Here is a 24078-nt window from a genome sequence, read left to right as displayed (position 1 = left end):
CATGCCCCCTTAAAAACAGCTTGCCGGTTAAGCAAGCCAGCGTGTATCCATACTGCTAAAAGGCTCTGTGGCTCAATCAACTCCAAAAGCCCTGATTCTATAATGAAACTATTGCGCCGTACTCGGGGTGGGTGTTACTCCGCCACGGTGTTTACTGAGGAACAAGACGGTTAACGTCAACCAGCACAGGCCACTGAGCAAATTGAACAGACTGAACAGCCCGTTGCCGCCCCAGACATAAGCCAACTTTGCCAGCTCAATCCCCACGGTGAAAACCGACATGCTCAGCATGCCCATAACCGCCGATACCGCCCCTTTGCTGACGTTACTGGAAAACAGCGTCAGACGGTATAAACCGGCGTTTGCCAGGCCGATGCCATAAGCATACAAGCTCAGGCCGGCGGTCATCCACAGATAGGCATGAGCGGAAAATACCGTGGCCAATGCGGCGATCAGCAGGCCCAGCAGCATCGGCCAGGCACCCAGCTTAATCGGGCGTTCAATGCTGAATTTGCCAGCCAGGCGCGCCAGCGTCAGGTTGCCGAGGATCAGCGCGCCAAACACCGGGATCTGCAACAACCCATAGTCCAAGGCGGAAAGTGACTCGCCTTTGATCAGGATCACCGGCGATTGGGCAATCCACGCCAGCAGCGGCAGACTGGCAAAACCGATGGCCAGCGAACCGCAGATAAAGCGGCGATTAACCAGCACCTGGCGATAATCTCGCCACAGGTTGGCTGCCGAGAAGGCTTCTCCCTGCAGCGTGGCGGTTTCCGGCATCGCTTTGTACAAACCGACAAAGGCGATAGCTGCCAACACCGCAAACAGCACAAACATACTCTGCCAGGGGGCGACGTGAACCCAGGCGGCACCGGCCAGCGGGCCGAGCAACGGGGCGATCAACGCCACGTTAGCCATCAGCGCGGTTATCTTGATACAGGTTGCTTCTTCAAACGATTCCTGGATGGTGGCATAGCCGACCGCGCCGATAAAGCACAGGCCAATCCCCTGCAGGAAACGCATAATGATAAATTGTTCAATGTTGGTAACCAGTAAGATCGCCAGACAGGTCACGATAAAGAAGGCCACCCCGGCCAGCATGACCGGGCGGCGGCCACGGCGATCTGACAATGGTCCCAATAGCCATTGCAGGAAAATACCGCCAGCCAGATAGGCGGTCATTGAGGTCGGCACCCATTCCACACCGGCGTTGAAATCCGCAACCACGGCTAGCATACCGGGCTGAATCATATCGTTTGCGATATAGGTCGCAAACTCGAACAGCACCAGACAAAGTGGGAATAAAAGCGCCTGTCGGCCCAAACGTGCCGCAGGTGGTAAAGAGATTTTCATTTTTATTTTACTGATAGCAAAGAAGAAATAAGGAACTGCCAGGGCGGGAGCGCAATCTGAGCGAGTTATGGCGGCTATTTTGCCGCCAATTGTCACCCTTGGCAATAATAAGGTTATGTTTAAGCACATTCTGATATTGCGCTCAAACGTTGTGCTCCGCTTTCTGGCGCTATAACCTTTGGTTAACATTTTTCTATGACAGAATTATAGGCGTTAATGAGCAATAAAATTGGTTGGATAGATAATCTGCGTGCGGTGGCGTGCATGATGGTGGTGATGATCCATGCCACCACCTATTACGTCACCACCGGTATCCAAGTCGGTGAGCATAACTGGGATATGGCTAATGTATTAAACTCGCTTTCTCGCGTGGGTGTGCCGTTGTTCTTTATGATCTCCGGTTTTCTGTTTTTTGGTGAGCGCAGTGCCAGTAAAAAACATTTTATCCGCATCGCCTGCTGCATTGTTTTCTACAGCGTTATTGCCCTGATTTATATTGCCCTATTTACCCGTATTGGGTTTTGGCCTTCGCTGCAGGCCATTTTACAAAAGCCGGTGTTTTATCACTTGTGGTTTTTTTATGCGATTGCGGTTATCTACCTGCTTTCTCCCCTGATCAGCGTCAAACCGGTGTCTGGCCGTTATCTGGCGGGGGTGATTGTTATCCTGGCGATTATTGCCAACCCCAATACCAGCAAGCTGACGGTGGAGCAGGTGCGCCTGCTGCCGGTAAACCTGTATATCGTTGGTGATACCTTCTATTACCTGCTGTACGCCCTGGCGGGCCGGGCGATTGGCCTGCTGGAAACCCAGCGGCGCAGCCTGAGCCTGTTGGCGGCCGCGGGTTTTGCGCTGAGCGTGATCCTGATTATCCGTGGCACCAAGAGCCAGATGTTTATCAACGGCAGCTTTGCGGATACCTTTTATATTTATACCGGCCCGTTGGTGTTTGTGGCTGCGGTTTCTCTGCTGGTGTGGGTTAAGAACTGCTTGCCGAACCCGATCGGCTGGCTTGGTGTTATCTCCCGCCATTCGCTGGCGATCTACGGTTTTCACGCCATGATCGTCAACCTGATGCGTAATAGGCATTGGGAGTTCCCTGCGCACCCGCTGCTGGATATTTTCTGGGTGTTTGGCATGGCGCTTGGCCTCAGCCTGCTGTTGTCGATGGGATTGCAGAAGCTGGATACCCGGCGGCTGGTTTCCTGAAAGTCACCGCTGCCAGCGCTGTTGTGCCCGCCGCAGTTGGCGGCCCGACGAGAAGCCTGCCGTCAGCGCGGCCTTTTCCAGGCCGTAACCCTGCTGCAGGCGCTGTTGAGCTACCGCCAGCCGCAGTTGTTCATGATATTCCCGTACGCTGATCCCGATATGGATACGAAATAACCGTGCCAGATGGCGGCTGCTGACGTGGGCCTTTTCTGCCACCCGGGGAACCGACCATTCGGCTTCGGGTTCAGCGGCCATCACATCCTGCGCCCGGTGTACGGCTGGGTGCAGATGGTTTCTATAGCGTAACCAGGGCGAAAGCTGCGGATCGTCGCCGGAACGGCGGAAATAAACCACCATCTCGCGGGCGATATCCAGCGCCCGGTCGGCGCCGCAATATTGATTTACCAGGTGCAAGGCCAGATCGATACCGGCAGTGATCCCGGCGCTGGTGAACACCCCGCGATCCTCCACAAAAATCCGGTTTTCTTTCACTTGTGCGGCCGGTGCCTGCTGGCGAAGGCGGTCGAGTAGATCATGATGGGTGGTGCAATGGTAACCGTCCAGCAACCCTGCCTGCGCGGCCAATAGGGCGCCGGAACAGACACAAACCAGCCCGATCTGCCGCTGTGCCAGGGCCGGGCGCAGGGCCCGCAGCCAACGACGGGCCAGTTCTGCTTCCTCATTGGCCAAGAAGCGCTGCGAGTCTGCTACCCCTGGTATCACCAAAATATCCCCGTCTGCCCACTGCTGCGGTAATGGGGCCAACTGGCCGATGGTCATGCCGATGGAACAGGTAATCTGCGGCACCGGGCTGACATAGTGCAATTGGAACTGCCCGGAGAGCCGCAGTACTTCCGCCGGGCCACTGACATCCAGTGACAGCACGTTGGGGAGCATCAGAAAGTATACGGCTCTGGGCATAACACCGTCCTGTTTAGCAGCTAAATGTATTGTGAGGGGGATGGCGACTTATTTATTGATTTGAGCTTGCTGTGCAATCTGCGCCAACGCCTCATCGACACTGGCAATGGTGGCAAAGCGGTCAACCAGAACAGTTTCAGTATGCCGTTTTAACTGATCGGGGGTGAAAAGGCCACCGTCTGGATGATGCATGGGGAAGGTGAGTGTGGCTTCGGTCACGAAAGTGACCTTATACCCTAAATCAGAGGCGACGCGGGTGGTGGTTTCGCAGCACTGCTCGGTGCGGATCCCGCTGATGATCAGATGGTCGATCTGGCGGTCCCGCAGCCAGTTATCCAGGCCCGACTCGGTCAGCGCATTGTGCACCCGTTTATGTACCGTAATATCGGCCTGATGGTTGAGGAAAGGCAGGTGTTGTACATAGCCGGATGCCAAAGAAAACGGCCCTTCGGGTGAGACGTGGAATACATCAACCAGTGCCACTCCCTGTTGCTGGCAACCCGCAATCAGGCGTGTCAGTGCCTGTTCAAATGCAGGCAGTTGGTCTTCCTGCCAGAACGGGCGATGTTGAAAGGATTGTTGAACATCGATGATCAATAACGCGCTATGTGACATTTTCGGCCCTCCTTCAGTTAGGTGTAACACCATACTGCGCCAACAGTAGGCCTAAAAGAAGGTCAGAAACGGCCATGATTAGGGCAATAGCGGACCGAATTGGGAGGACGGAGCGCAGCCCCCATCCATTGCGTGAGGGGCTGGCGAAGGGTCACATCAGCGGCAGCAGGCAGCGATACAGCTCGCGGAAGGTGTTGCGCCGTTGCGCGTAGTATTGGTGCCGTTCTGTATCCGGTTCGTGCACCTGCTCCAACGGCAGTTCAGGCAGCAGAACGTTGAGTGGCTTGCTGGGGTTCATCGCAATCTGTGCCAGGCGCGCGGCACCCAGGGCTGGGCCAACGTCACCGCCGGTACGGTATTCCAGCCGCTGGCCGCTGATATCTGCCAGCATCTGACGCCAGAACGGGCTACGTGCGCCACCGCCAATCAGGGTAATGGATGAGGGCTGCAAGCCGCTGGCATGCAGCACGTCCATACCATCCGCCAGTGCAAAACCCACGCCTTCCAGTACCGCTCGGGCCAGATCGTTTGGCCCATGCTGGTGGGTAAAGCCCCAGAATGCCCCTTTGGCATTCGGGTTATTGTGTGGCGTGCGCTCACCGGAAAGATAGGGCAAGAACCACAGCGGCGCTTCGGCAGGTTCGGCCTGTTCGACGTTGTGCAGCAGGGTGGCGACACTGTCTACGTGGGTTAGCTGGCAGGCCCAATCCAGGCAGGACGCTGCGCTGAGCATCACCGACATCAGGTGCCAGGTCTGTGGCAGCGCATGGCAGAAGCTGTGCACCGCGCTGGCCGGGTTGCTGAGAAAGCCGTCGCTAACCGCGAAGTAAACCCCGGAAGTGCCAAGCGACAGCATGGCCTGCCCGGCCTGATACAACCCAACGCCAATGGCTCCGGCGGCATTGTCACCGCCGCCAGCGACCACCGGCACCGGGGCGATCCCCCAGTGTTTGGCCAGCGTGACATTCACCTGCCCGATCCTCTGGTTGCCTTCAAACAGTACCGGCATCTGCTCGCGCGTCAGCCCGCAGGCACTGAGCATCACATCGCTCCAATCGCGTTGTGCGACGTTCAGCCATAGCGTGCCAGCGGCATCGGACATATCAGTGGCGAACTCGCCGGTAATGCACCAACGCAGGTAATCTTTCGGCAATAACACCTTATCAATCTGGCGGAAGATCTCGGGCTCATGCTCTTTAACCCACAGCAATTTGGGGGCGGTAAAGCCGGGCATCATCAGGTTGCCGGTTATTTCGCGCGAATTGGGCACCGCTTCTTCCAACATCTGGCATTGGGCAAAGCTGCGGCCATCGTTCCAGAGAATTGCCGGGCGTAATACCCGTTGCTGTTTATCTAACAGCGTTGCGCCATGCATCTGACCCGTCAGGCCGATGGCTTTTACCTGTTGCAGATCGTGAAGCTTTGCCAATGCCAGCATGGCGCGATCGGTAGCCTGCCACCAATCCTGGGGTGATTGTTCAGACCATAAGGGATGGGGGCGCGAGATGGGCAGTGGTTCGCCGTGGCTGGCAAGCAGTTGACCTTGCTCACCTAACAGGATGACTTTCACACCGGAAGTGCCTAGATCGATTCCAATATACATGAGCGCGAGTCCTTTAAAGAGCGGTGAGCTCCCACCCACCAGCAAGCAGGTTCCCCCTCCCTTGCGGGGAGAGGGGCTGCAACAGAAGTGTTAGCCAAACAGGTAGCGGTTAACCAGATTCTCCAGTTTTTCCTGATGTCCGCTGACATGCTGTGGCGCCAGAGTCTGTTGCTCAGCGTACTGCGCCAAGGCTTCCAACGACAGCTTGCCCTGCAAAATTTGCTGGCCCAGCTCACCGTTCCAACCGGCATAACGTTTGGCGACCTGCTGATGCAGTTTGCCGTCTTCTACCATGCGAGCGGCCACTTTCAGCGCCAGTGCCATGGTGTCCATCGCCCCGATATGGCCATAGAACAGGTCATATTTATCGGTGCTCTGGCGGCGTACCTTGGCGTCAAAGTTCAGCCCCCGGTGGTAAAGCCCCCAGCCTTGAGGATTTCGAACATGACCAGCGCGTTCTCTTCCACGCTGTTCGGGAACTGATCGGTGTCCCAGCCCAGTTGCGGATCGCCACGGTTGGCATCGACCGAGCCAAAGATCCCCAATGCGATGGCGGTGGCAATCTCATGGTGGAACGAATGGCCAGCCAGCGTGGCGTGGTTGGCTTCAATGTTGACCTTGATCTCTTTCTCCAAGCCGAACTGTTTGAGGAACCCATACACCGTCGCAACGTCGTAATCATACTGATGCTTGGTCGGTTCCTGCGGTTTAGGTTCGATCAGCAGTGTGCCCTGGAAGCCGATTTTATGCTTGTGCTCAACCACCATCTGCATAAAGCGGCCAATCTGTTCGCGTTCCTGGCGCAAATCGGTATTGAGCAAGGTTTCATAACCTTCGCGCCCGCCCCACAGCACATAGTTTTCACCGCCCAGTTGGTGGGTGGCGTTCATGGCGGTAAACACCTGGGTGGCGGCCCAACTGAAGACTTCCGGGTCCGGGTTGGTTGCAGCTCCTGCCCCGTAGCGCGGATGGGTGAAGCAGTTGGCCGTCCCCCACAACAGTTTTACGCCGCTGCTTTGCTGCTTTTCGGCTAATACTTCGGCCATGACGGCAAAGTTGTTCTGATACTCTTTCAGCGTGGCTCCTTCTGGCGAAACGTCGATATCGTGGAAGCAGTAGTAAGGAACATTCAGCTTGTGGAAAAACTCAAACGCCACATCGGCTTTGCGTTTGGCTAACTCCAGCGCATCGCCCGGTTGCTGCCAGGGCCTGTCGAAAGCGCCCACGCCGAACATGTCTGCCCCGTTCCAGCAGAAGGTGTGCCAGTAGCAGGCGGCAAAACGCAGATGATCGGCCATGCGTTTACCAAGGATGATTTCATCGGGGTTGTAGTGGCGGAAAGCCAAAGGATTGGTGCTGCTGGTACCTTCGTAACGAACCTGCTCAAGCTGATCAAAATAGGATTGCATTGGTGACTCCTTGGTAACGGTGCGGTGACGTTATCTTCGGAGTAACTCGGGAGTTGCTCAATTACGTTATTTCACACTTAAATTCACAGAATTATTAAATGTGCGCGGGATCTCATAATTCGCTTTATTCATGACACCGCTCATTTTTACTGAGGCTGTTGTTATTTCATCTGTGCAAAACATGATCGCTATCATAAAAAAACATAAATCTAACATTAAACCAAAAATCATAATTAGCCGGTAAAAATCTGTAATTGCTGAATAGGCAGCAAGCGATAACAATCCACTGGAAGTTTCGCAATCTATATCCATCGCTAAGCAATTTATGCACGATGAAAACGATGGGTATCACTATTTCCCTACACAACTAAAGGGTCATAAGATGAAATTCAAACCACTTCTTCTTTCTGCTTGTGCACTTGTGCTGCTGGCCAGCCAACCGGGATACAGTAAAGACATTAAAATCGGTATGGCTATCGATGACCTGCGTTTGGAACGCTGGCAGAAAGACCGCGATATCTTTGTTAAAAAAGCCGAATCCCTGGGGGCTGACGTATTCGTTCAGTCGGCCAACGGCAATGAAGAAACCCAGATGGCGCAGATTGAGAATATGATCAACCGTGGCGTTGATGTGCTGGTGATCATTCCTTATAACGGCCAGGTGCTGAGTAACGTCATCAGCGAGGCGAAGCGTGAAGGGATCAAAGTGCTGGCCTATGACCGTATGATCAATAACGCCGATATCGATTTCTACATCTCGTTTGATAATGAAAAAGTCGGTGAGATGCAGGCGCAAAGCCTGGTGCAGCGCGTGCCGCAGGGTAACTATTTCCTGATGGGTGGTTCCCCGGTGGACAATAACGCCAAGCTGTTCCGCAAGGGCCAAATGACCGTGTTACAACCGCTGATCGACGGCGGCAAGATTAAGGTGGTGGGCGACCAGTGGGTCGACGGCTGGCTGCCGGAAAATGCGCTGAAGATTATGGAAAACGCCCTGACGGCCAACAATAACCATATCGATGCGGTAGTGGCTTCCAACGATGCTACTGCCGGTGGGGCGATTCAGGCATTGGCGGCGCAGGGGTTGGCGGGCAAAGTGGCTATCTCCGGCCAGGATGCCGATCTGGCGGCGGTAAAACGCATTGTAGCGGGCACCCAGACCATGACTGTGTATAAACCGATCAGCAAGCTGGCTGACGAAGCGGCGGATATCGCAGTGCAACTGGGTAAAGGGGAGCAGCCAAAATCTAACGCCAAATTAAATAATGGCAGTAAAGAAGTGTCTGCCTGGTTATTAACACCGGTTCAGGTAGATAAATCGAATATCGACAGCACCATTATTGCTGATGGCTTCCATAAAAAAGCCGATCTTAATTAATTCCTGGTGAAGCCATCTTGGGGGAGTGAATAATGCCCTGCCTGTTAGAAATGAAAAATATCACTAAGCAATTCGGCGTAGTGAAAGCCGTGGATAATGTCAGTCTGCAATTAGAGGCCGGCCAGGTATTATCCTTGTGTGGTGAAAATGGCTCAGGGAAATCTACCTTGATGAAAGTGCTGTGCGGAATATATCCGCACGGCAGTTATCAGGGCGATATTTATTTTTCGGGCGATATCATCACGGCGAAAACCATTCGTGATACCGAGCAGAAAGGCATTGCCATCATTCACCAGGAACTGGCCCTGGTAAAGCAGATGACGGTGCTGGAAAACATGTTTCTCGGCAATGAATGGGGCCGCTATGGGCTGATGGATTACGACAATATGTATCTGCGCTGCCAGCGTATGCTGGCGCAGGTCAAGCTGGCGGTAGACCCCAATACCCGCGTGGGCGAGTTGGGGTTGGGCCAGCAGCAACTGGTGGAGATCGCCAAGGCGCTGAACAAGCAGGTGCGCCTGCTGGTGCTGGATGAGCCTACGGCCTCGTTGACCGAAAGTGAAACGGCTACCCTGCTGGCGATCATTGCGGATCTGCGCGATCACGGTATTGCCTGTATCTACATCTCCCACAAGCTGAATGAAGTGAAAGCGATCTCGGACTTTATCTGCGTGATCCGCGATGGCAAGCATATCGGCACCCGGCCAGCTTTGGGCATGAGCGAGGACGACATTATCGCCATGATGGTTGGCCGTGAGCTGACGGAACTGTATCCGCAGGAACCCCATGACATTGGTGAGGTGATCCTGCAGGTGGAGAACCTCACCGCCTGGCACCCGGTCAATCGGCATATCCGCCGGGTGGATGACGTGTCTTTCACCCTGCGGCGTGGGGAGATCCTCGGTGTGGCCGGGCTGGTGGGGTCTGGGCGTACCGAAACCATGCAGTGCCTGTTTGGGGCCTATCCAGGACGCTGGCAGGGCAACATCCTTATCGAAGGGCAACCCGCCACCATCAGCAACTGCCGTCAGGCGATGGGGTATGGCATCGCCATGGTGCCGGAAGATCGCAAACGCGACGGCATCGTGCCGGTGATGGGCGTGGGGGCCAACATGACGCTGGCAGCGTTGGGGGATTTCAGTGGGCCGTTAACCGTGCTGGATGATGCGCAGGAACAGGCCACTATCCAGCAATCGCTGGCGCGGCTGCGGGTGAAAACCTCTTCCCCTGAGCTGGCCATTGCCCGCCTGAGCGGCGGCAACCAGCAGAAAGCCATCCTGGCCAAGTGCCTGCTGTTGAACCCAAAAATCCTCATTCTGGATGAGCCGACGCGCGGCATCGATATTGGTGCCAAACAGGAGATTTACAAGTTAATCAACCAACTGGTGCAGCAAGGGATTGCGGTGATTGTGGTGTCTTCCGAACTGCCGGAAGTGCTGGGGTTAAGCGATCGGGTGCTGGTGATGCACCAAGGGCAGATCAAAGCTGATTTGGTGAACGCCGGTCTGACCCAGGAACAGGTAATGGAAGCGGCCTTGAGGAGTGAGACACATGTCGAAAAGCACGCAATCTGAAGCAAGCCTGCCACCGGTAGTGCAGAAAAAACCCTTGTTCGGGCTCAAGTCCGTCAACTTGCAGGTGTTCGTCATGCTGGCGGCGATCGTCGTCATCATGCTGTTCTTTACCTTCACCACCGAAGGGGCCTATCTCAGCGCCCGTAACATCTCCAATCTGCTGCGCCAGACGGCGATCACCGGCATTCTGGCGGTGGGCATGGTGTTTGTGATTATTTCGGCGGAGATCGACCTTTCCGTCGGCTCCATGATGGGGCTGCTGGGGGGCGCGGCGGCGATTTTCGACGTCTGGTTCGGCTGGCCGTTGCCGTTGACCATTGTGGTCACGCTGGTGGCGGGGTTGCTGCTGGGGGCATGGAATGGCTGGTGGGTTGCCTATCGCAAGGTGCCTTCGTTTATCGTCACTCTGGCGGGCATGTTGGCGTTTCGCGGCATTCTGATCGGCATTACCAATGGCACCACCGTCGCACCAACCAGCGGTGCCATGTCGCAGATTGGCCAGAGCTACCTGCCTGACGGGCTGGGGTTCGGCATAGGTGCCGTTGGTCTGATGCTGTTTGTGGCCTGGCAGTGGCGGCGGCGCAGTAAGCGGGCGCAGCTTGGTTTGCCAGTAACGCCAGCAGGTGGCGATGTGACCCGGCAGAGCATCCTGGCGATACTGGTGCTGGGTGCGATTTATCTGCTCAATGACTATCGCGGTGTCCCTACGCCGGTGCTGATCCTGACCGCCTTGATGCTGGCCGGGATCTTTATGGCGACACGTACTGCCTTTGGCCGGCGTATTTATGCCATTGGCGGCAATATCGACGCCGCACGGCTTTCCGGGGTTAACGTTGAGCGCACCAAGCTGGCGGTGTTTGCCATCAACGGCCTGATGGTGGCGATTGCCGGGCTGATCCTCAGCTCACGCCTGGGGGCCGGTTCACCTTCCGCTGGCAATATTGCCGAACTGGACGCCATCGCCGCCTGCGTGATCGGTGGCACCAGCCTGGCCGGGGGATCGGCAGCGTGGCGGGGGCAGTGATGGGGGCATTCATCATGGCTTCGCTGGATAATGGCATGAGTATGCTGGACGTGCCGACGTTCTGGCAGTACATCGTCAAAGGTGCAATTCTGTTGCTGGCGGTGTGGATGGATTCTGCGACCAAACGCCGGGTATAAGTGCTGCCTCACAATTGCGGCGGCATTTTTCCAGCTCTCTGAAAGGTTGTGCTATTCAGAGAGCTGTATTCATTCTTGGGGAGTTCCCATGTTCAAAAAGCGCTACCGTATTACGCTGCTATTCAACGCCAATAAAGTGTATGACCGCCAGGTGGTGGAAGGCGTAGGGGAGTATTTACAGGCGTCGCAGAGTGACTGGGATATCTTTATCGAAGAGGACTTTCGTTGCCGCATTGATAACATCAAGGATTGGCTGGGGGATGGTGTGATCGCCGATTTCGACGATCGGGATATTGAGCAACTGTTGCATAACGTCAAGGTGCCGCTGGTCGGTGTCGGTGGCTCCTATCATCTGGAGCAGGATTACCCGCCAGTGCATTACATCGCCACCGATAACCATGCCTTGGTGGAAGCGGCGTTTATGCATCTGAAAGAGAAAGGGCTCAACCGCTTTGCCTTCTATGGCCTGCCGGTTGAGGGGGTAAACGCTGGGCGCAGGAGCGCGAACATGCCTTCCGGCAGTTGGTGGCGGCGGAGCAATATCAGGGTGTGGTTTATCAGGGGATGGAAACCGCGCCCGAGAACTGGCAATACGCGCAGAACCGCCTGGCGGACTGGGTGCAGACATTGCCGCAGCAAACCGGGATTATTGCCGTCACCGATGCGCGGGCGCGCCACCTGCTACAAGTGTGCGAGCATCTGGACATCCCGGTACCGGAAAAACTGTGCGTAATTGGCATCGATAACGAGGAATTGACGCGATATCTCTCGCGTGTGGCCCTCTCCTCCGTGGCCCAGGGCACGCGCCAGATGGGTTATCGTGCCGCCAAGTTGCTGCACCAGTTGCTCGATCGGCGGGAGCTGCCGCTGCAACGCATTCTGGTGCCACCGGTGAAGGTGATTGAGCGCCGTTCTACTGATTTCCGCTCGTTGCGCGACCCGGCGGTGATCCAGGCCATGCACTATATTCGCTACCATGCCTGCAAGGGGATCAAGGTGGAGCAGGTGCTGGACGCGGTGGGCATGTCCCGCTCAATCTGGAAAAGCGCTTCAAGGATGAAACCGGGCAGACCATCCATAACGTGATCCATGAAGAAAAACTCGATCGCGCCCGCAATTTACTCACCGCAACCTCGTTGCCCATCAACGAGATTTCCCAGATGTGCGGTTACCCTTCACTGCAATATTTCTATTCGGTGTTCAGGAAAGGCTATGACATGACCCCCAAAGAGTGCCGCGATCGCTATGGTGAAGTAGGGTATTAATCTCTCTGTCATCGCTGCCACAATGTTATTTACCCCTGCGCCTTCGCTATCCCGTGAAGGCTTTTTTATATCGGTTAAATCGTTACTTTAAATATTACCTATTCAGATTTACCTTCTGTTAGTCTGCTCCGGGCGTTTTACACTCTGTTGCCGTCTGTTGGCATCAAGGATTGAAGGTGAAAAAATGTCTCGTGTTGTTATGGAAAATATTATTGCAAAATTAAACTTGTTAGAAATTGCTATTCCTTTGGAGGTTTTAATTGCGTGGGAGGCAAGCGATGAGGCATGGTGTTTAAAGGACGCTCATAAAGGCCTTGTCTATGCCAATGCCAGATACGGCTTATTACTCAAACCGATTAAAGAGGGGAAACCTTCTGCATTGGCACCATTTAAACTTTTTATTATTGCTCATGATCAGCGTGTGATTAAGGAGAGAAAAAAGTAGAGGCAATAGGCATCCTCCCCATAGGCGCTAACAGAATACTCAGCGTTTTTTATTGTGAACGTATGCCTTACTATGACAAGCATGCCAATATCTGCGGTGTTATCAGCCATATCAAGCCGCTCAACGCTGTCACACCCCGCTTTTTTGTCTCTCGGGATGACATGGGTAAGTTAACCACTATTTGCCCCTCGGATATTTTCTCTGAAAAGGAGTGGGTGGTGGCATTCCTTCTACTGCAAGGGCTAGCGGAGAAAGAAGTTGCCAACATTTTAAACAGGACGCTAAGGACGGTAAAATTCCACAAGAGTAATATACTGGCTAAAACGCAGTGTGAAACTACCAAAGAGTTTATTTTATTTGCCAGGGCGCGCCAATGGCAATTCTATATTCCGCCTTTATTTTCTAAACCCTGCTATATCATAAGGTAAATGACGCTATAAAAACTGTACCTTTGGTACAGTTTATTTCTGGCCTCCGCCGAGTAAGCTCATGATCGTCATCTGGTATCGCCAGTTGATAATCAAAAAAATGCAAGCAAGGAGAGGCAATACCATGAGTTATGCAAGTAATCTTGAATTTCCAATATTGATCATCTCTATCAGCAATGATGAAATACAGGTTGACAACCCTCTGCAAGAGATAAAAGAGGCGCTGACGCTAAATAACTACCACTTTATTCACGCCGAAACGAGAGAAACCGCGTTGGCGATGGCCAGAAAAGAGTCTGGCATCGGGTGTATTATTATTAATGAGTGCGGTGCAGGTAATAACCACAATGGCACAACATTTATCAAGAATGTCATAAGCATCATCCGGGCTAAAAACGGCCGGGTGCCGATATTCTTTTCTTCTCAGCAACCCTTATTAGGCCGCCTGCCGGTAGATTTCATCAAGGAAATCCATGAGTACATCAATATCAGCCAGGATACACCCCGATTTATTGCTGGCCGCATTCACCTGGCTACCCGCCAGTATATTGAAAATCTGCTGCCACCCTATTTTTCTGCGCTTAAAAATTATGCTCAGGATAGCCCCTATTACTGGGATTGCCCTGGCCACCAGGGGGCGTTGCTTACCTTAAACACCCGGTAGGCCGTGAGTTCATCAACTACTTTGGTGAAAACCTGATGCGGGCGGATATTGGCATTTCCACGCCGGAAATGGGGGACTGGCTTGAACACAAGGGCGCACCGGGTGAATCAGAAAAGCGGGCGGCCACGTTATTCGGCGCGGACAAAACCTACTATGTGACCGGTGGTTCTTCACAGTCGAACCAGATTGTGGGGCACTCGATTAATCTAAAAGATAAGATCATCCTGGTTGACCGCAATTGCCACAAGTCGGTTAACCATGAGCTGACCATTACTCAGGCTACACCGGTCTATTTCCAGCCCGCACGTAACGGACTCGGTATTATTGGCCTTATCTCGCCCGATCAGTTTGAAATCAGGGTGATCCGGCAAAAAATCGACGACAGCATTCTGGCCTATCAGGCCGAAGATCCGTTCCCCGCCTATGCCGTTATCACCAATTGTACTTACGACGGTTTGATTTATGACGTGACCTCCCTTACCCAAAAGCTGGGTAAATCGGTGCCACGGATAAAATTTGATGAGGCCTGGTACGCCTACGCGAAATTCCATCCTTTGTATCGTGGGCGTTTCGCCATGGACGTGCCGCGCGACAGAGACAACGGCCCGACGCTGTATGCTGTGCAATCGACTCACAAAATGTTGGCGGCCTTTTCTTCTGCCTCGATGATACATATCCGTAATAGCAACCGTGCCCCGGTGGATTACGAGATTTTTAATCAGGCGTTCATGATGCATGGCACCACGTCACCCTTTTACCCGATTATCGCCTCAATGGATGTGGCTGCGGCCATGATGGAAGGGGAGGCTGGTAAAACCTTGGTGGCGGAAGCTATTGCCGATGCCATCAGCTTTCGCAAAACGTTGGTGACCGTTGCAGACAAGCTCAAGGCAGAAAACCCGCAAGGATGGTTCTTCGATGTCTGGCAGCCGGTCACCTTACTGCAAGAGGGTAAAAAAATACCCTTCACTCAGGTTCCCGATGAGGTGCTCGCCAACGATCCCACCTGTTGGCAACTGCGTTCAGACGATGCATGGCATGGTTTTGGCGACTTGCCCGCAGGTTATGCAATGCTTGATCCCATCAAGGTGACCATCACTTGCCCGGGCCTGAACGCCCAGGGGCAAATGAGCGATTTTGGTATTCCTGCCCCGGTGGTCGCCAAATATCTGGATACGCAACGCATTATCCCGGCCAGAAATGGCGATTACACCATTCTGGTGTTGTTTGCGTTGGGCTCTACGCAGGGTAAATGGAATACCCTGATCGATATGCTGATGATGTTCAAACACCATCATGATGACAACACGCCACTGGCCACCATTCTTCCTGAGGTTGCCGCCAGCGCGCCTGGCTATCAAGACATGGGGCTGGGCGATTTATGCCGGGCTATCCATCAGGCAAATATTGAACTGAGGATCTCTGAACTCTCTGAATTGGCCTGCTCTATGGAGGCTATTCCCGTCCTTACCCCCTCGCAGGCCTATGAATGCCTGATTGCGGATAAAACCGAGCGGGTAAAAGCCGCCGAAATCAACAACCGCACGCTTGGTGTCATGATCACGCCTTATCCACCGGGTATCCCGCTGATCATGCCGGGCGAAAAAGTCACAGTTGAATCGCAGGCCATCGTCGATTACCTGGTTGCATTACAGACCTTCGGCCAGCGTTTCCCCGGCTTTGAACACGAATTACAGGGCGTGGAAGTTGATGAGGAGGGCATTTACTGGGTGCGCTGCATCAAAGAAACCCCCACCAACGTGCTTAAGGATCCCGCCGAAAAGAACCCTATCTACGCAATGTTTTAATCGCGCGCGTGTTTTATCCCAACGGGTGCGACATGCACCCCTTTTCAACATCTGAATCCACTCAATAATGATGGGGAATATTATGGCTAGTAGCGTCTCCGTGAAAAAAATGGGGCTGGTTGCCCTGACATTGGTTACCGCTTCCAACATGATGGGGTCCGGCGTTTTTATGTTGCCGACCAACTTGGCAGGCATCGGCTTTATCTCTCTGTTTGGCTGGGTGATCACCATTGTCGGCGTGATTGCCCTGGCGTTGGTATTTGCAAAAAACAGTATGGTCACGCCGCGTGATGGCGGCATTATCGCCTATGCCAGTGATGCTTTCGGGCCGTTTATCGGCTTTCAGACCACTATCTGTTATTGGATCAGTGCCTGGGTGGGCAATGTGGCGCTATTGGTCGCCGGTGTCGGCTACCTCAGTTACTTCTTTCCCGTTCTCAAGGACCCGCTGGTCAGTTCGATTACCGCCATTGTCATCCTTTGGGGATTTGTAGGTTTGGCTTCGTTAGGGGCCAACGTTGCCGGGCGTTCCCAGTCGTTTACCGCCTGCTGCATGCTGGTTGTGGTGCTGGGGATTGGTTTTGTCGGCTGGTTCTGGTTTAAGCCCGCTTTGTTTACTGAAGTTTATAATGGCACCAAGGGCAGCGACGCTTCGGCTATTCTCTCGGCAGCCTCTCTGGCTCTGTGGGGATTTCTGGGCGTGGAGTCTGCTGTGGTTTCCAGCGGGCAGGTGGAAAACCCCGAATCCACCGTCCCCAAGGCGACGGTGCTGGGGTTGCTGATTGCCGCCGTGTGCTATGTCACCAGTTGCTCGGTGATCATGGGGTTGGTGCCGCACAGCGAACTGGTGAATTCTGCCGCGCCATTTGCCGATGCAGCCCGTTACATGTTTGGTCAGTTCGCCGGAGAAGTGGTTTCCGCACTGAGTGTTATCGCCTGTTTCGGTTCGATCTCCGGCTGGTTGATCTTACAGTCTGAAGCGCCTAAGGCAGGGGCTAAGCAGGGGTTATTCCCGCAATTCTTTGCCGTGGTGAATAAGAATGATGTGCCAATGAAGGGGCTGATTTTTACTGGTGTACTGATGACTCTGGTCTTACTGACAACGGCTTCACCTAATCTGGCAAAACAGTTCCAGGTCATTGTGCTGATGTCGGTGTTTGCCTCGCTGCTGCCCTATATTTACGCGCTGGTTGCGTTGCCGATCATTATGGTGGCCAAGTCATTGAATAAAGGCGGCGGTTTTATTTTCTACTGCACCTTGGCGGTGATCGGCATTCTTTACAGCCTGTTTGCCCTGTTTGGATCGGGCAGTAATGCCATGTTCTGGGGGGTATTGATGATGATGCTCACCATCCCGTTATATGCGCTGGTGGCCGCAAAGCGCAGCAAGAGTGGGGTGAAAACGCTGTATCTGGAGAGTGAGGAGTAGGCTAAAAAACAGAAAGCGCGGTAACAATTGCCGCTCCCGGCGTGGGGCCGAAGAGCGCAAACTGTGCCGCGCCTGATTAGCAGCAGTGTGGATTAATGCACTGCCTGTGGGACTTGCCAGTTTTCGTGATAGATGTGTGCAGCTTGTTCTTGCGTGGTCAGGCGATCGCCAGTCAGACGGTAAGCGATGGTCAGGGCAAAATCAAACGCTGCCCCCAGCCCTTGGCCACTGATCAGGTTGCCATCTTCGACAACCTTTTCTGCCACATAGGTTCCATCTTCGATCTCCAGGTGGAGATCGCCCGAACAGACATAGCGGCGGCCTTGCAGCAGCCCATTGGTAGCCAGCACGCGTGCGGCGGCGGAACACAGCGGGCAGATCAGCTTGGCAGCACGATCGTGGCGACGGATAAACTCCACGGCCAGCGGGTTTGCTGCCATATCGATGGTCGCTTGTGGCCCACCGGGGATCACCACGGCGTCGTACACTTGGTCCATGCGGCGTTCCAACAGAGCATCGGCGAACATACGCATCTGGTGATAGCTGCGTAGCTCCAGCCGATCCAGACAGGACAGCAGCTCCACTTCAATCTCCATACGACGCAACACGTCGATCACGATAACCGCCTCGGCCTCTTCAAATCCTTCGCTCAGCAGGACGGCAACTTTCTTGGTCATAGCATCTCCAGCAATGGACGGGTTAATAACCCGGGCCCGGTCAGACTAGCAGATATCTACATGGATTTTTTGCCTGGAGGTGAAGTGTAAGAAGGGGATCGCGGAAACTTTAATTCCCCCTTAGCGCCAAGGGGGATTCGCGCTATAATCGCTTCTTGCTTCCGATTCCCAGAGGAAGATCTTCGTCCCCGGTGGGGCGGCTGGACTTCAAATCCAGTTGGGGCCGCCAGCGGTCCTGGGCAGGTTCGACTCCTGTGATCTTCCGCCAAATATCATCTCCCAATGTCCGATAAAGTCCTTTAAAACCATTATTTACAGCAAGTTATCTAATAATGCCATCCGTATCATTCCGAGGGAATCTCCCTAAATCCACGAAAAATATGTATAGTGTTGTGTATAATTTTTTTATACACAGATTTCACTTATACACATGCCACTTACAGACATACAAATCCGACGCGCTAAGGCACAAGACAAGCCCTACACCCTCAATGATGGACAAGGCTTATCCTTGCTCATAAATCCCGACGGGAGCAAAGGATGGAGGTTCCGCTACCGGCTTGCAGGTAAAGCCCGGTTAATGTCATTTGGTTCCTACAGTCTCGTCTCGCTTTCAGAGGCTCGCGACAAACGCGATACAGCACGCAAGCAGGTAGCAAATGGCATTGATCCAGTCGAAGAACGCAAAGCTCAAAAGCTGGCACAGCAGCTCTCAACAGAAAACTCATTTGAAGCTATATGTCGGGAGTGGCACTCAAATAAAGCCGATCGCTGGACAGTGGCCTACCGCGAAGAAATCATTAAAACATTTGAGCAAGATGTTTTCCCGTTCATTGGCAAGCGTATTATAAGTGAGATTAAACCGCTGGAACTACTCGAGGTGCTACGACGAATAGAGAAGCGTGGAGCGCTGGAGAAGACCAGAAAAGTGCGCCAAAGATGTGGAGAGGTCTATCGCTATGCAATTATAACTGGCCGGGCTGAATACAATCCTGCGCCTGATTTAGCCATCGCTCTGGCCGTACCAAAGCAAAAACACCATCCTTTTCTTACCTCAGAAGAGTTGCCTCACTTTATCCGGGATTTGGAAGCGTATACCGGTAGCATCATCACGAAAAATGCAACGAAGATAGTTATGCTAACTGGAGTAAGAACTCAGGAAATGCGCTTTGCTACGTGGGAAGAAGTAGACCTTGAAAAGGGGATATGGGAAATACCCGCAGAACGGATGAAAATGCGTAGGCCTCACATTGTGCCTCTATCTACTCAGGTGATCGATCTTTTCAGGCAGCTCAAGCCTATTACCGGCCATTACCCCTACATTTTTATTGGTAGAAATAATCGTAGTAAACCGATCTCTAAAGAAAGTGTGTCACAGGTAATTGAATTACTAGGCTACAAAGGACGTGCGACAGGTCACGGATTCAGGCATACAATGTCGACAATTTTACATGAAAGAGGATTTGATAGTGCATGGATTGAAATGCAACTAGCGCATGTTGATAAAAATAAAATTCGCGGTATTTACAATCATGCTCAATATATTGAAGATCGAGCAAATATGATGCAATGGTATAGTGATCTTTTCACTGAACATCAAAGGTGAAAATTATGAGCGCAAGTTTAGATGATGTAAGAGATTTTGACTTTATTATCTCAGAGGCATATAGAATAGATGTTGAATTAGGCTCACCTAACTTTAGGGAGTTTTATAATCAAGAGTACAACAGGAATTTTGGTTCACTCGGAATGACAATAAATGCACCGACTGAATTAATTCCAAAAAATATAAGAGTCCCTAAACGACAAATACATCTTTCATACGCCTCAAATGAGAAATTACATTTAATATCTGAAAGGTTTATAAAATCAAATAGATTGGAAATGCTTATCACTGTTGATGAATTTGTGGAAAACTTAAAGAAATTTCTTTATATTCATGTTTTCATCGATAACGGTGAAGATGGTATAAAAGGATACACCCAACTACTCAATAAGGCACTAAAAATAACAAAGAGAGAAATGGCGCAAGAAGATTTCTTCTTCCCAATTTTAGCCCATGGTCTTGATAAAGAAAAGATATCCATTGGTCGCGCTGAGATTATATCAGCACAGCATATGTACTCAATGATTAATGATACACTTACAGAAGAACAAATATCATTATCCAAAAGATTTTGCTCTGCACATAAATATCACTACGAACATTTTTTACGAATTCCAGTTAGCAAGCGCTCTAAGAAAAGTCGAGAGAGAATTGCTAAAAACATTGCAGGATTTGCAGTTGGAATACTCCAATTGTTCAGTGAGCATTATCACATATCACCTTATTTCTTGAGTCTTTCAACGAGTCCATATCCTAATTATGAAGGTTTTTACTTCACAAGAATATCAAATAATGATTTCAACTATAATCATTCCTCCAAAGGAAGAATAACTTGGAGCGACAAATTCTGGGATAAGTTTGAAAGCGATTATAATTCAGACTTAGGGACGGTGCTGTCTCGTCTAATAGATCTAGCCATAGAACCCAATGAGAGAACAATAATTGCTGACCGATTGATTGATGCCATTTATTTATTTAGCAGCGCCCAACAAGATAAAGATGATAGTTCACGTATAGTAAAATTAGCAACAGCTTTAGAACGATTAGTAAGCCTTCCAAGCGAGAAAAAGGACGAGTCTACAACAAAAAACTTCGTAAGCCGTGTATCGTCGTTAGTCTCCATTTATTACCCTGATGAAAAAGACTGGGCTAAGGTTTCGAAAGAAATGTATGAAATCAGGTCTAATATTACTCACGGCGCGTGGTCTTTATATCGTGGGGTAGAGCCATTATATTCTTCAAGATATAGCGAATTAACAAGCAGAGCCATTTTCTCTGCATGTATTGGATTTTATAAACGCAGCTTCACTAGCGATAACAATGATCAGTTAGTAAAAGAGTTCTTCGACTTTTTAGAAAATGCCATAAAGGATAAATAAATTGTTGTCGCGATCTTAGCGCGCAATGCTATCCCCGCCTCGCCTGCCCGCTTCATGGGGCGCTTTTAATGCAGTTGCATGGATGCACCAAAGCCGCGCCAGGATTGGCACGGCAGGATACAAAAATCACGTCATTACCCAGGCAAAACCATGCACGGTCATGCAGGGATTAATTACGCCGATTATTGCAGATTTATGGTCGGTTTTTCGCGTTCGAGTGCCGCTTTTCTGTTGGCGTAAGTATGGGATTGCGCCGGGGTATAAAATCGCCGGTTATCGTTCATCGCGGTGGTGTCAGGATACAGCCCAACGGCGGTGAGAATGTCGCTATCCTCGGCCACGTAGTGAATGTCAGGGTGTACCGCCAGATAGGCCAGCAACGCCTCCTGAATAAATCCCAATGCATCGCGGATAACCTCATTGCGTTTGGTGCCTGAACTGCGCGACAGTTTCATTAGCACCGGGGCTAACGCGCTTGTCAGCGCTTCTCCATTCTGCTGCATAAAGGTATTGAGCTGTTTCCTCACACTGATGCACTGAACGCTGTCATGGGCGCGCAGGACGCTGCCAGCGGAGAGCGTGATATTCCATTGCATGACGTCAATAAACTCACGCAAGTACCGCAATTGCGCGTCATCATAAGGTGGGCCATTTTCGAGCTGCTCGGTAAGCTGCTCGTGTGCTTCTTCACGCTGTTCTTTTTTGTGCTTCCAGGCCGCTTCCGTAGTCTGGTATTTATCGTAAGCGCTTTGTAATTGCGAGGATGACATTATTTCTACTCCGTTAAAGCGGGTTATTCCAGACGCATTGAATAACGCCTGATGGGCTGCGTAAGGGGCTGCTGTGCAGACTCCTGAATAGGGAGGTCTGGCTTTATAGTCGGGTCTCTGGTTGTCGTAATGAAATGCTCAAAACATTCATAGGTCTTGAATGTGCATAAGCACGCGGGATTATGGCAGCGATAATATTTCTCTTTGATGTGTGCAGACAGCGTCCGTGAGGTTCGCGCTTTAGCCTTATTATGGCACGCCGGGCAGGGGTACATGATTATCATGATGCTTTCCTGTCGGGTATGCGAATAAAGGTTTCCAGTCCCTCAAGGGTTTTAAATGCCATCAAACAGGCCTTGTTGTGGCAGTAATAATATTTCTCCTTGGTGTTCTCGGTCAGCGTGCGCGTACTTTTGGTGTTTATTTTGCGTTTGCAGGCAGGGCAAATAAACATAGTGATAACCTTTTTAAAACGGGGGAGGTGTTACCTCCCGGTGGGTTAATGTGGTGCGGGCTGTGTTACCGGTTCGCGGATAACCCGATAAACAGTCTCTTTTGTCCGGTAGGTGGCAGAGCATTCAATATTCTGGCATTGAATATCACTGTCTTTGCTCCCGTCAGGTTGGTAGCGAATGGCATGCGTTTTTGCTGTGCCTTGGCATAACGGGCAATTAATCATGACAGGGAGTCCTGTTGTTTAAATTGTGCTTCTCGCTCACGTAATTCATTAAATGCGCGATTACGTGCGCACGGTGATGACAGGAATTTATCATTGGTGTAGTTGACCTGCGGTGTGCTAATGCCTATCTTGGCCAATTCAGGTGCATTATTCACATCAAAGGGATAAATGTCGGCCAGTTGTTTAAGGTACTCATTGACCTCTCTAAAGATATCTTTCTCGATATCTCTGTTATATTCGCTGAACCTCCCGTTTTGCGTAACGAAATATTGTTCCAGCTCCAGCGCATGACGTTTCAATTTAAAGGCATGGGCAAATCCGGCCAATAGCGGCAGTGCGCGAGTAAACTCCCGCTGTGCATAAATGACCAGCGCCTCTTTATGAGCAAGGCGTAATGTACTGGCAGAAGCGGAGCATTCAAGCGCTTTGCGGTCTTTATTGAGTGCCAGCTCGGCAAGCAGTCCGTCAAGTTCTCCGGCCAGCTCACGCTGGGCGATACGCTCAAGATGTTGCTGTTTCATTTCGTCGGTTATCGCACCGCGTAGCTGGCGAAAGCGTAAACGCCAATCTCCCTCGGCTTTCTGACCCTCTTCCTTTGCAGCCCGCTTCTGTTGCTGGCAGTTTTCAATGGCCGTGAGGATATTGCCCATCTCTTCGCTGTCAGCTTGATGTTTTGCCTTGGCATCGAGAAAGACCTGAACGGCGTCGGACAGTTTTTTATCCTGTGACTGTTCGCTCTCAATATCGATATTGAGGGCTTTGGCTATCGTTCCGGCCAGGACATCGGCATTCACTTGCTCAGTTGGCGTGTTTTGAAAGTATTGCTTGATGCTGTGAACGGCGTTATCGATATTCATGGGCTTTTATCCTGCGAGTCTCGTGGTGTTGGTATGCCCCTATTATGTGAGGTGCCAGACAACACCACCATTGAGGGCGGAAGTCTGGTCTAAGGCACAACGGCAGCGCCTAACATCTCTTTTTCAATCAGGTAATCTGAAGGTGTTGTTTAAGACCAAAACCAAACATATGAGGAATAGCCGTGCTGACATTAAAACTCAATAACGAACACATCATCCTGAATGAACGCGACGCCTGTCTATTAGCGGAGGGCATAGTGGTGGCGCTTCGCAACCCGCAGAAATCAGGAAAAAACGAATTCCGTGTCGGGCAGTTGGTGCTGTCTTCGGAAGGGGACCCCGCAACACCGGCAGCAAATAAATTCACTACAATCCCGTCTATGCTGACTAACTGCTAACCCGCCAGCATTACGCGCCCAGGCCAGGGAAGCCCACTTGACTCAATGCCCTTGTAAAAGACGGCTTGCCAGAGAAAGGTCTCAGAACCCCTTTCTCTGATTATTTTTATATATATAACTGTTCACTACTCTTCACTTAGAAGGAAAAAATAAGTAATACAGTAAGTTAAGTGGTGAATAGTGGATGCAAAAGTATTCACCCACTGTTCACTACTGTTCACCTAAAAAAGAATCCGTATTATTAATTTATTCAATGTTTGTATCATTTAATTTATTCACTTTAATAGAATTCACCTATCAATCATTTTTCATGAATGTCTCAGCGCGTCGTGTGGCGATTATTTTTTATTATTTAATCTCAGTGTTTAAATAACAAACAGAGTCGCTCTACGACGCGTCTTTCATCTGTTGCATTGGAGGAAAATATTCACAAAATAGAGAGCTACTCGA

21 protein-coding genes, 1 tRNA gene and 3 pseudogenes are annotated in these 24078 nt (G+C 51.6%); 14 read left to right on the top strand and 11 right to left on the bottom strand.

What is annotated here, in order from left to right:
- Positions 1–108: 108 nt before the first annotated feature.
- Positions 109–1353 carry an MFS transporter gene (locus ACQ86O_RS04820; protein WP_431224337.1) on the bottom strand — a complete coding sequence of 415 codons (1245 nt, stop codon included), beginning with the start codon at positions 1351–1353 and terminating at the stop codon, positions 109–111.
- A gap of 216 nt (positions 1354–1569) precedes the next feature.
- Between ACQ86O_RS04820 and ACQ86O_RS04815 the strand changes: the two genes are divergently transcribed.
- On the top strand, positions 1570–2562 hold the full coding sequence (locus ACQ86O_RS04815) for an acyltransferase (protein ID WP_431224336.1): 993 nt from the start codon (positions 1570–1572) through the stop codon (positions 2560–2562).
- A gap of 3 nt (positions 2563–2565) precedes the next feature.
- On the opposite strand, the gene ACQ86O_RS04810 is transcribed toward ACQ86O_RS04815, so the two are convergent.
- The 4 genes and pseudogenes from ACQ86O_RS04810 to xylA form a co-directional block, all read right to left on the bottom strand.
- On the bottom strand, positions 2566–3483 hold the full coding sequence (locus ACQ86O_RS04810; protein WP_431224335.1) for a GlxA family transcriptional regulator: 918 nt from the start codon (positions 3481–3483) through the stop codon (positions 2566–2568).
- Between the two features lie 48 nt (positions 3484–3531).
- A complete protein-coding gene (locus tag ACQ86O_RS04805; protein WP_431224334.1) occupies positions 3532–4098 on the bottom strand; it encodes a cysteine hydrolase family protein in 567 nt (188 codons plus the stop codon).
- A gap of 151 nt (positions 4099–4249) precedes the next feature.
- Positions 4250–5701, bottom strand: a complete 1452-nt coding sequence (xylB, locus tag ACQ86O_RS04800; protein WP_431224333.1) for a xylulokinase — start codon at positions 5699–5701, stop codon at positions 4250–4252.
- Positions 5702–5791: 90 nt separating this feature from the next.
- Positions 5792–7110: pseudogene (gene xylA, locus ACQ86O_RS04795) on the bottom strand (xylose isomerase).
- 382 nt (positions 7111–7492) lie between these two features.
- Between xylA and xylF the strand changes: the two are divergent.
- The 9 genes and pseudogenes from xylF (at position 7493) to ACQ86O_RS04750 (ending at position 17262) form a co-directional block, all read left to right on the top strand.
- Positions 7493–8488 carry a D-xylose ABC transporter substrate-binding protein gene (gene xylF, locus ACQ86O_RS04790; protein ID WP_431224332.1) on the top strand — a complete coding sequence of 332 codons (996 nt, stop codon included), beginning with the start codon at positions 7493–7495 and terminating at the stop codon, positions 8486–8488.
- A gap of 32 nt (positions 8489–8520) precedes the next feature.
- Complete coding sequence (locus tag ACQ86O_RS04785; RefSeq protein WP_431224331.1) at positions 8521–10062, top strand: xylose ABC transporter ATP-binding protein; 1542 nt, start codon at positions 8521–8523, stop codon at positions 10060–10062.
- Positions 10040–11223, top strand: a pseudogene (gene xylH, locus ACQ86O_RS04780) (xylose ABC transporter permease XylH). The gene ACQ86O_RS04785 and the pseudogene xylH overlap by 23 nt, the downstream one beginning before the upstream one ends.
- An 88-nt stretch (positions 11224–11311) precedes the next feature.
- Positions 11312–12488, top strand: a pseudogene (gene xylR, locus ACQ86O_RS04775) (D-xylose utilization transcriptional activator XylR).
- Between the two features lie 184 nt (positions 12489–12672).
- Positions 12673–12933 carry a hypothetical protein gene (locus ACQ86O_RS04770; RefSeq protein WP_431224330.1) on the top strand — a complete coding sequence of 87 codons (261 nt, stop codon included), beginning with the start codon at positions 12673–12675 and terminating at the stop codon, positions 12931–12933.
- A 62-nt stretch (positions 12934–12995) separates the two neighbouring features.
- On the top strand, positions 12996–13361 hold the full coding sequence (locus ACQ86O_RS04765) for a helix-turn-helix transcriptional regulator (RefSeq protein WP_431224329.1): 366 nt from the start codon (positions 12996–12998) through the stop codon (positions 13359–13361).
- 61 nt (positions 13362–13422) lie between these two features.
- A complete protein-coding gene (locus tag ACQ86O_RS04760) occupies positions 13423–14025 on the top strand; it encodes an Orn/Lys/Arg decarboxylase N-terminal domain-containing protein (RefSeq protein ID WP_431224328.1) in 603 nt (200 codons plus the stop codon).
- Positions 13980–15833: an Orn/Lys/Arg decarboxylase N-terminal domain-containing protein gene (locus tag ACQ86O_RS04755; RefSeq protein WP_431224327.1), complete on the top strand. Its 1854-nt coding sequence runs from the start codon at positions 13980–13982 to the stop codon at positions 15831–15833. Before ACQ86O_RS04760 ends, ACQ86O_RS04755 begins: the two co-directional genes overlap by 46 nt.
- Before the next feature lie 82 nt (positions 15834–15915).
- Entirely contained in the window at positions 15916–17262 is a 1347-nt protein-coding gene (locus ACQ86O_RS04750; protein ID WP_431224326.1) for an amino acid permease, read from the top strand.
- A 92-nt stretch (positions 17263–17354) separates the two neighbouring features.
- Here ACQ86O_RS04750 and ACQ86O_RS04745 read toward each other — a convergent pair whose 3' ends face one another.
- Complete coding sequence (locus ACQ86O_RS04745; RefSeq protein WP_431224325.1) at positions 17355–17939, bottom strand: DJ-1/PfpI family protein; 585 nt, start codon at positions 17937–17939, stop codon at positions 17355–17357.
- A gap of 173 nt (positions 17940–18112) precedes the next feature.
- Here ACQ86O_RS04745 and ACQ86O_RS04740 point away from each other — a divergent pair.
- The 3 genes from ACQ86O_RS04740 to ACQ86O_RS04730 all read left to right on the top strand — a co-directional run bounded on the left by ACQ86O_RS04740 (position 18113) and on the right by ACQ86O_RS04730 (position 20924).
- Positions 18113–18207, top strand: a tRNA-Sec gene (locus ACQ86O_RS04740).
- 162 nt (positions 18208–18369) lie between these two features.
- The gene (locus ACQ86O_RS04735) at positions 18370–19545 is read left to right on the top strand and encodes a tyrosine-type recombinase/integrase (protein ID WP_431224324.1); all 1176 of its coding nucleotides are present in this window, start codon (positions 18370–18372) and stop codon (positions 19543–19545) included.
- 5 nt (positions 19546–19550) lie between these two features.
- Positions 19551–20924 carry a hypothetical protein gene (locus ACQ86O_RS04730; RefSeq protein ID WP_431224323.1) on the top strand — a complete coding sequence of 458 codons (1374 nt, stop codon included), beginning with the start codon at positions 19551–19553 and terminating at the stop codon, positions 20922–20924.
- A gap of 182 nt (positions 20925–21106) precedes the next feature.
- Here ACQ86O_RS04730 and ACQ86O_RS04725 read toward each other — a convergent pair whose 3' ends face one another.
- From ACQ86O_RS04725 to ACQ86O_RS04705, 5 genes are read right to left on the bottom strand one after another with little or no spacing between them, the layout of a single operon-like run.
- Positions 21107–21694, bottom strand: coding sequence for a phage polarity suppression protein (locus ACQ86O_RS04725; RefSeq protein ID WP_431224322.1), 588 nt, complete (start codon positions 21692–21694; stop codon positions 21107–21109).
- A 23-nt stretch (positions 21695–21717) separates the two neighbouring features.
- Positions 21718–21969 (bottom strand): ogr/Delta-like zinc finger family protein, encoded by a 252-nt coding sequence (locus tag ACQ86O_RS04720; protein WP_431225649.1) that lies wholly within the window; start codon positions 21967–21969, stop codon positions 21718–21720.
- 5 nt (positions 21970–21974) lie between these two features.
- Positions 21975–22148: an ogr/Delta-like zinc finger family protein gene (locus ACQ86O_RS04715; protein ID WP_431224321.1), complete on the bottom strand. Its 174-nt coding sequence runs from the start codon at positions 22146–22148 to the stop codon at positions 21975–21977.
- Positions 22149–22193: 45 nt separating this feature from the next.
- Complete coding sequence (locus ACQ86O_RS04710) at positions 22194–22373, bottom strand: ogr/Delta-like zinc finger family protein (RefSeq protein WP_431224320.1); 180 nt, start codon at positions 22371–22373, stop codon at positions 22194–22196.
- Complete coding sequence (locus ACQ86O_RS04705) at positions 22370–23230, bottom strand: hypothetical protein (protein WP_431224319.1); 861 nt, start codon at positions 23228–23230, stop codon at positions 22370–22372. The genes ACQ86O_RS04710 and ACQ86O_RS04705 overlap by 4 nt, the downstream gene beginning before the upstream one ends.
- A gap of 182 nt (positions 23231–23412) precedes the next feature.
- Between ACQ86O_RS04705 and ACQ86O_RS04700 the strand changes: the two genes are divergently transcribed.
- Positions 23413–23628, top strand: coding sequence for a hypothetical protein (locus ACQ86O_RS04700; protein WP_431224318.1), 216 nt, complete (start codon positions 23413–23415; stop codon positions 23626–23628).
- The last annotated feature ends 450 nt before the right edge of the window (positions 23629–24078 follow it).

Source organism: Serratia sp. L9 (assembly GCF_050632285.1).
Taxonomy (GTDB): Bacteria; Pseudomonadota; Gammaproteobacteria; order Enterobacterales; family Enterobacteriaceae; genus Chania.
This window is presented reverse-complemented; position numbering and strand designations above follow the sequence as displayed.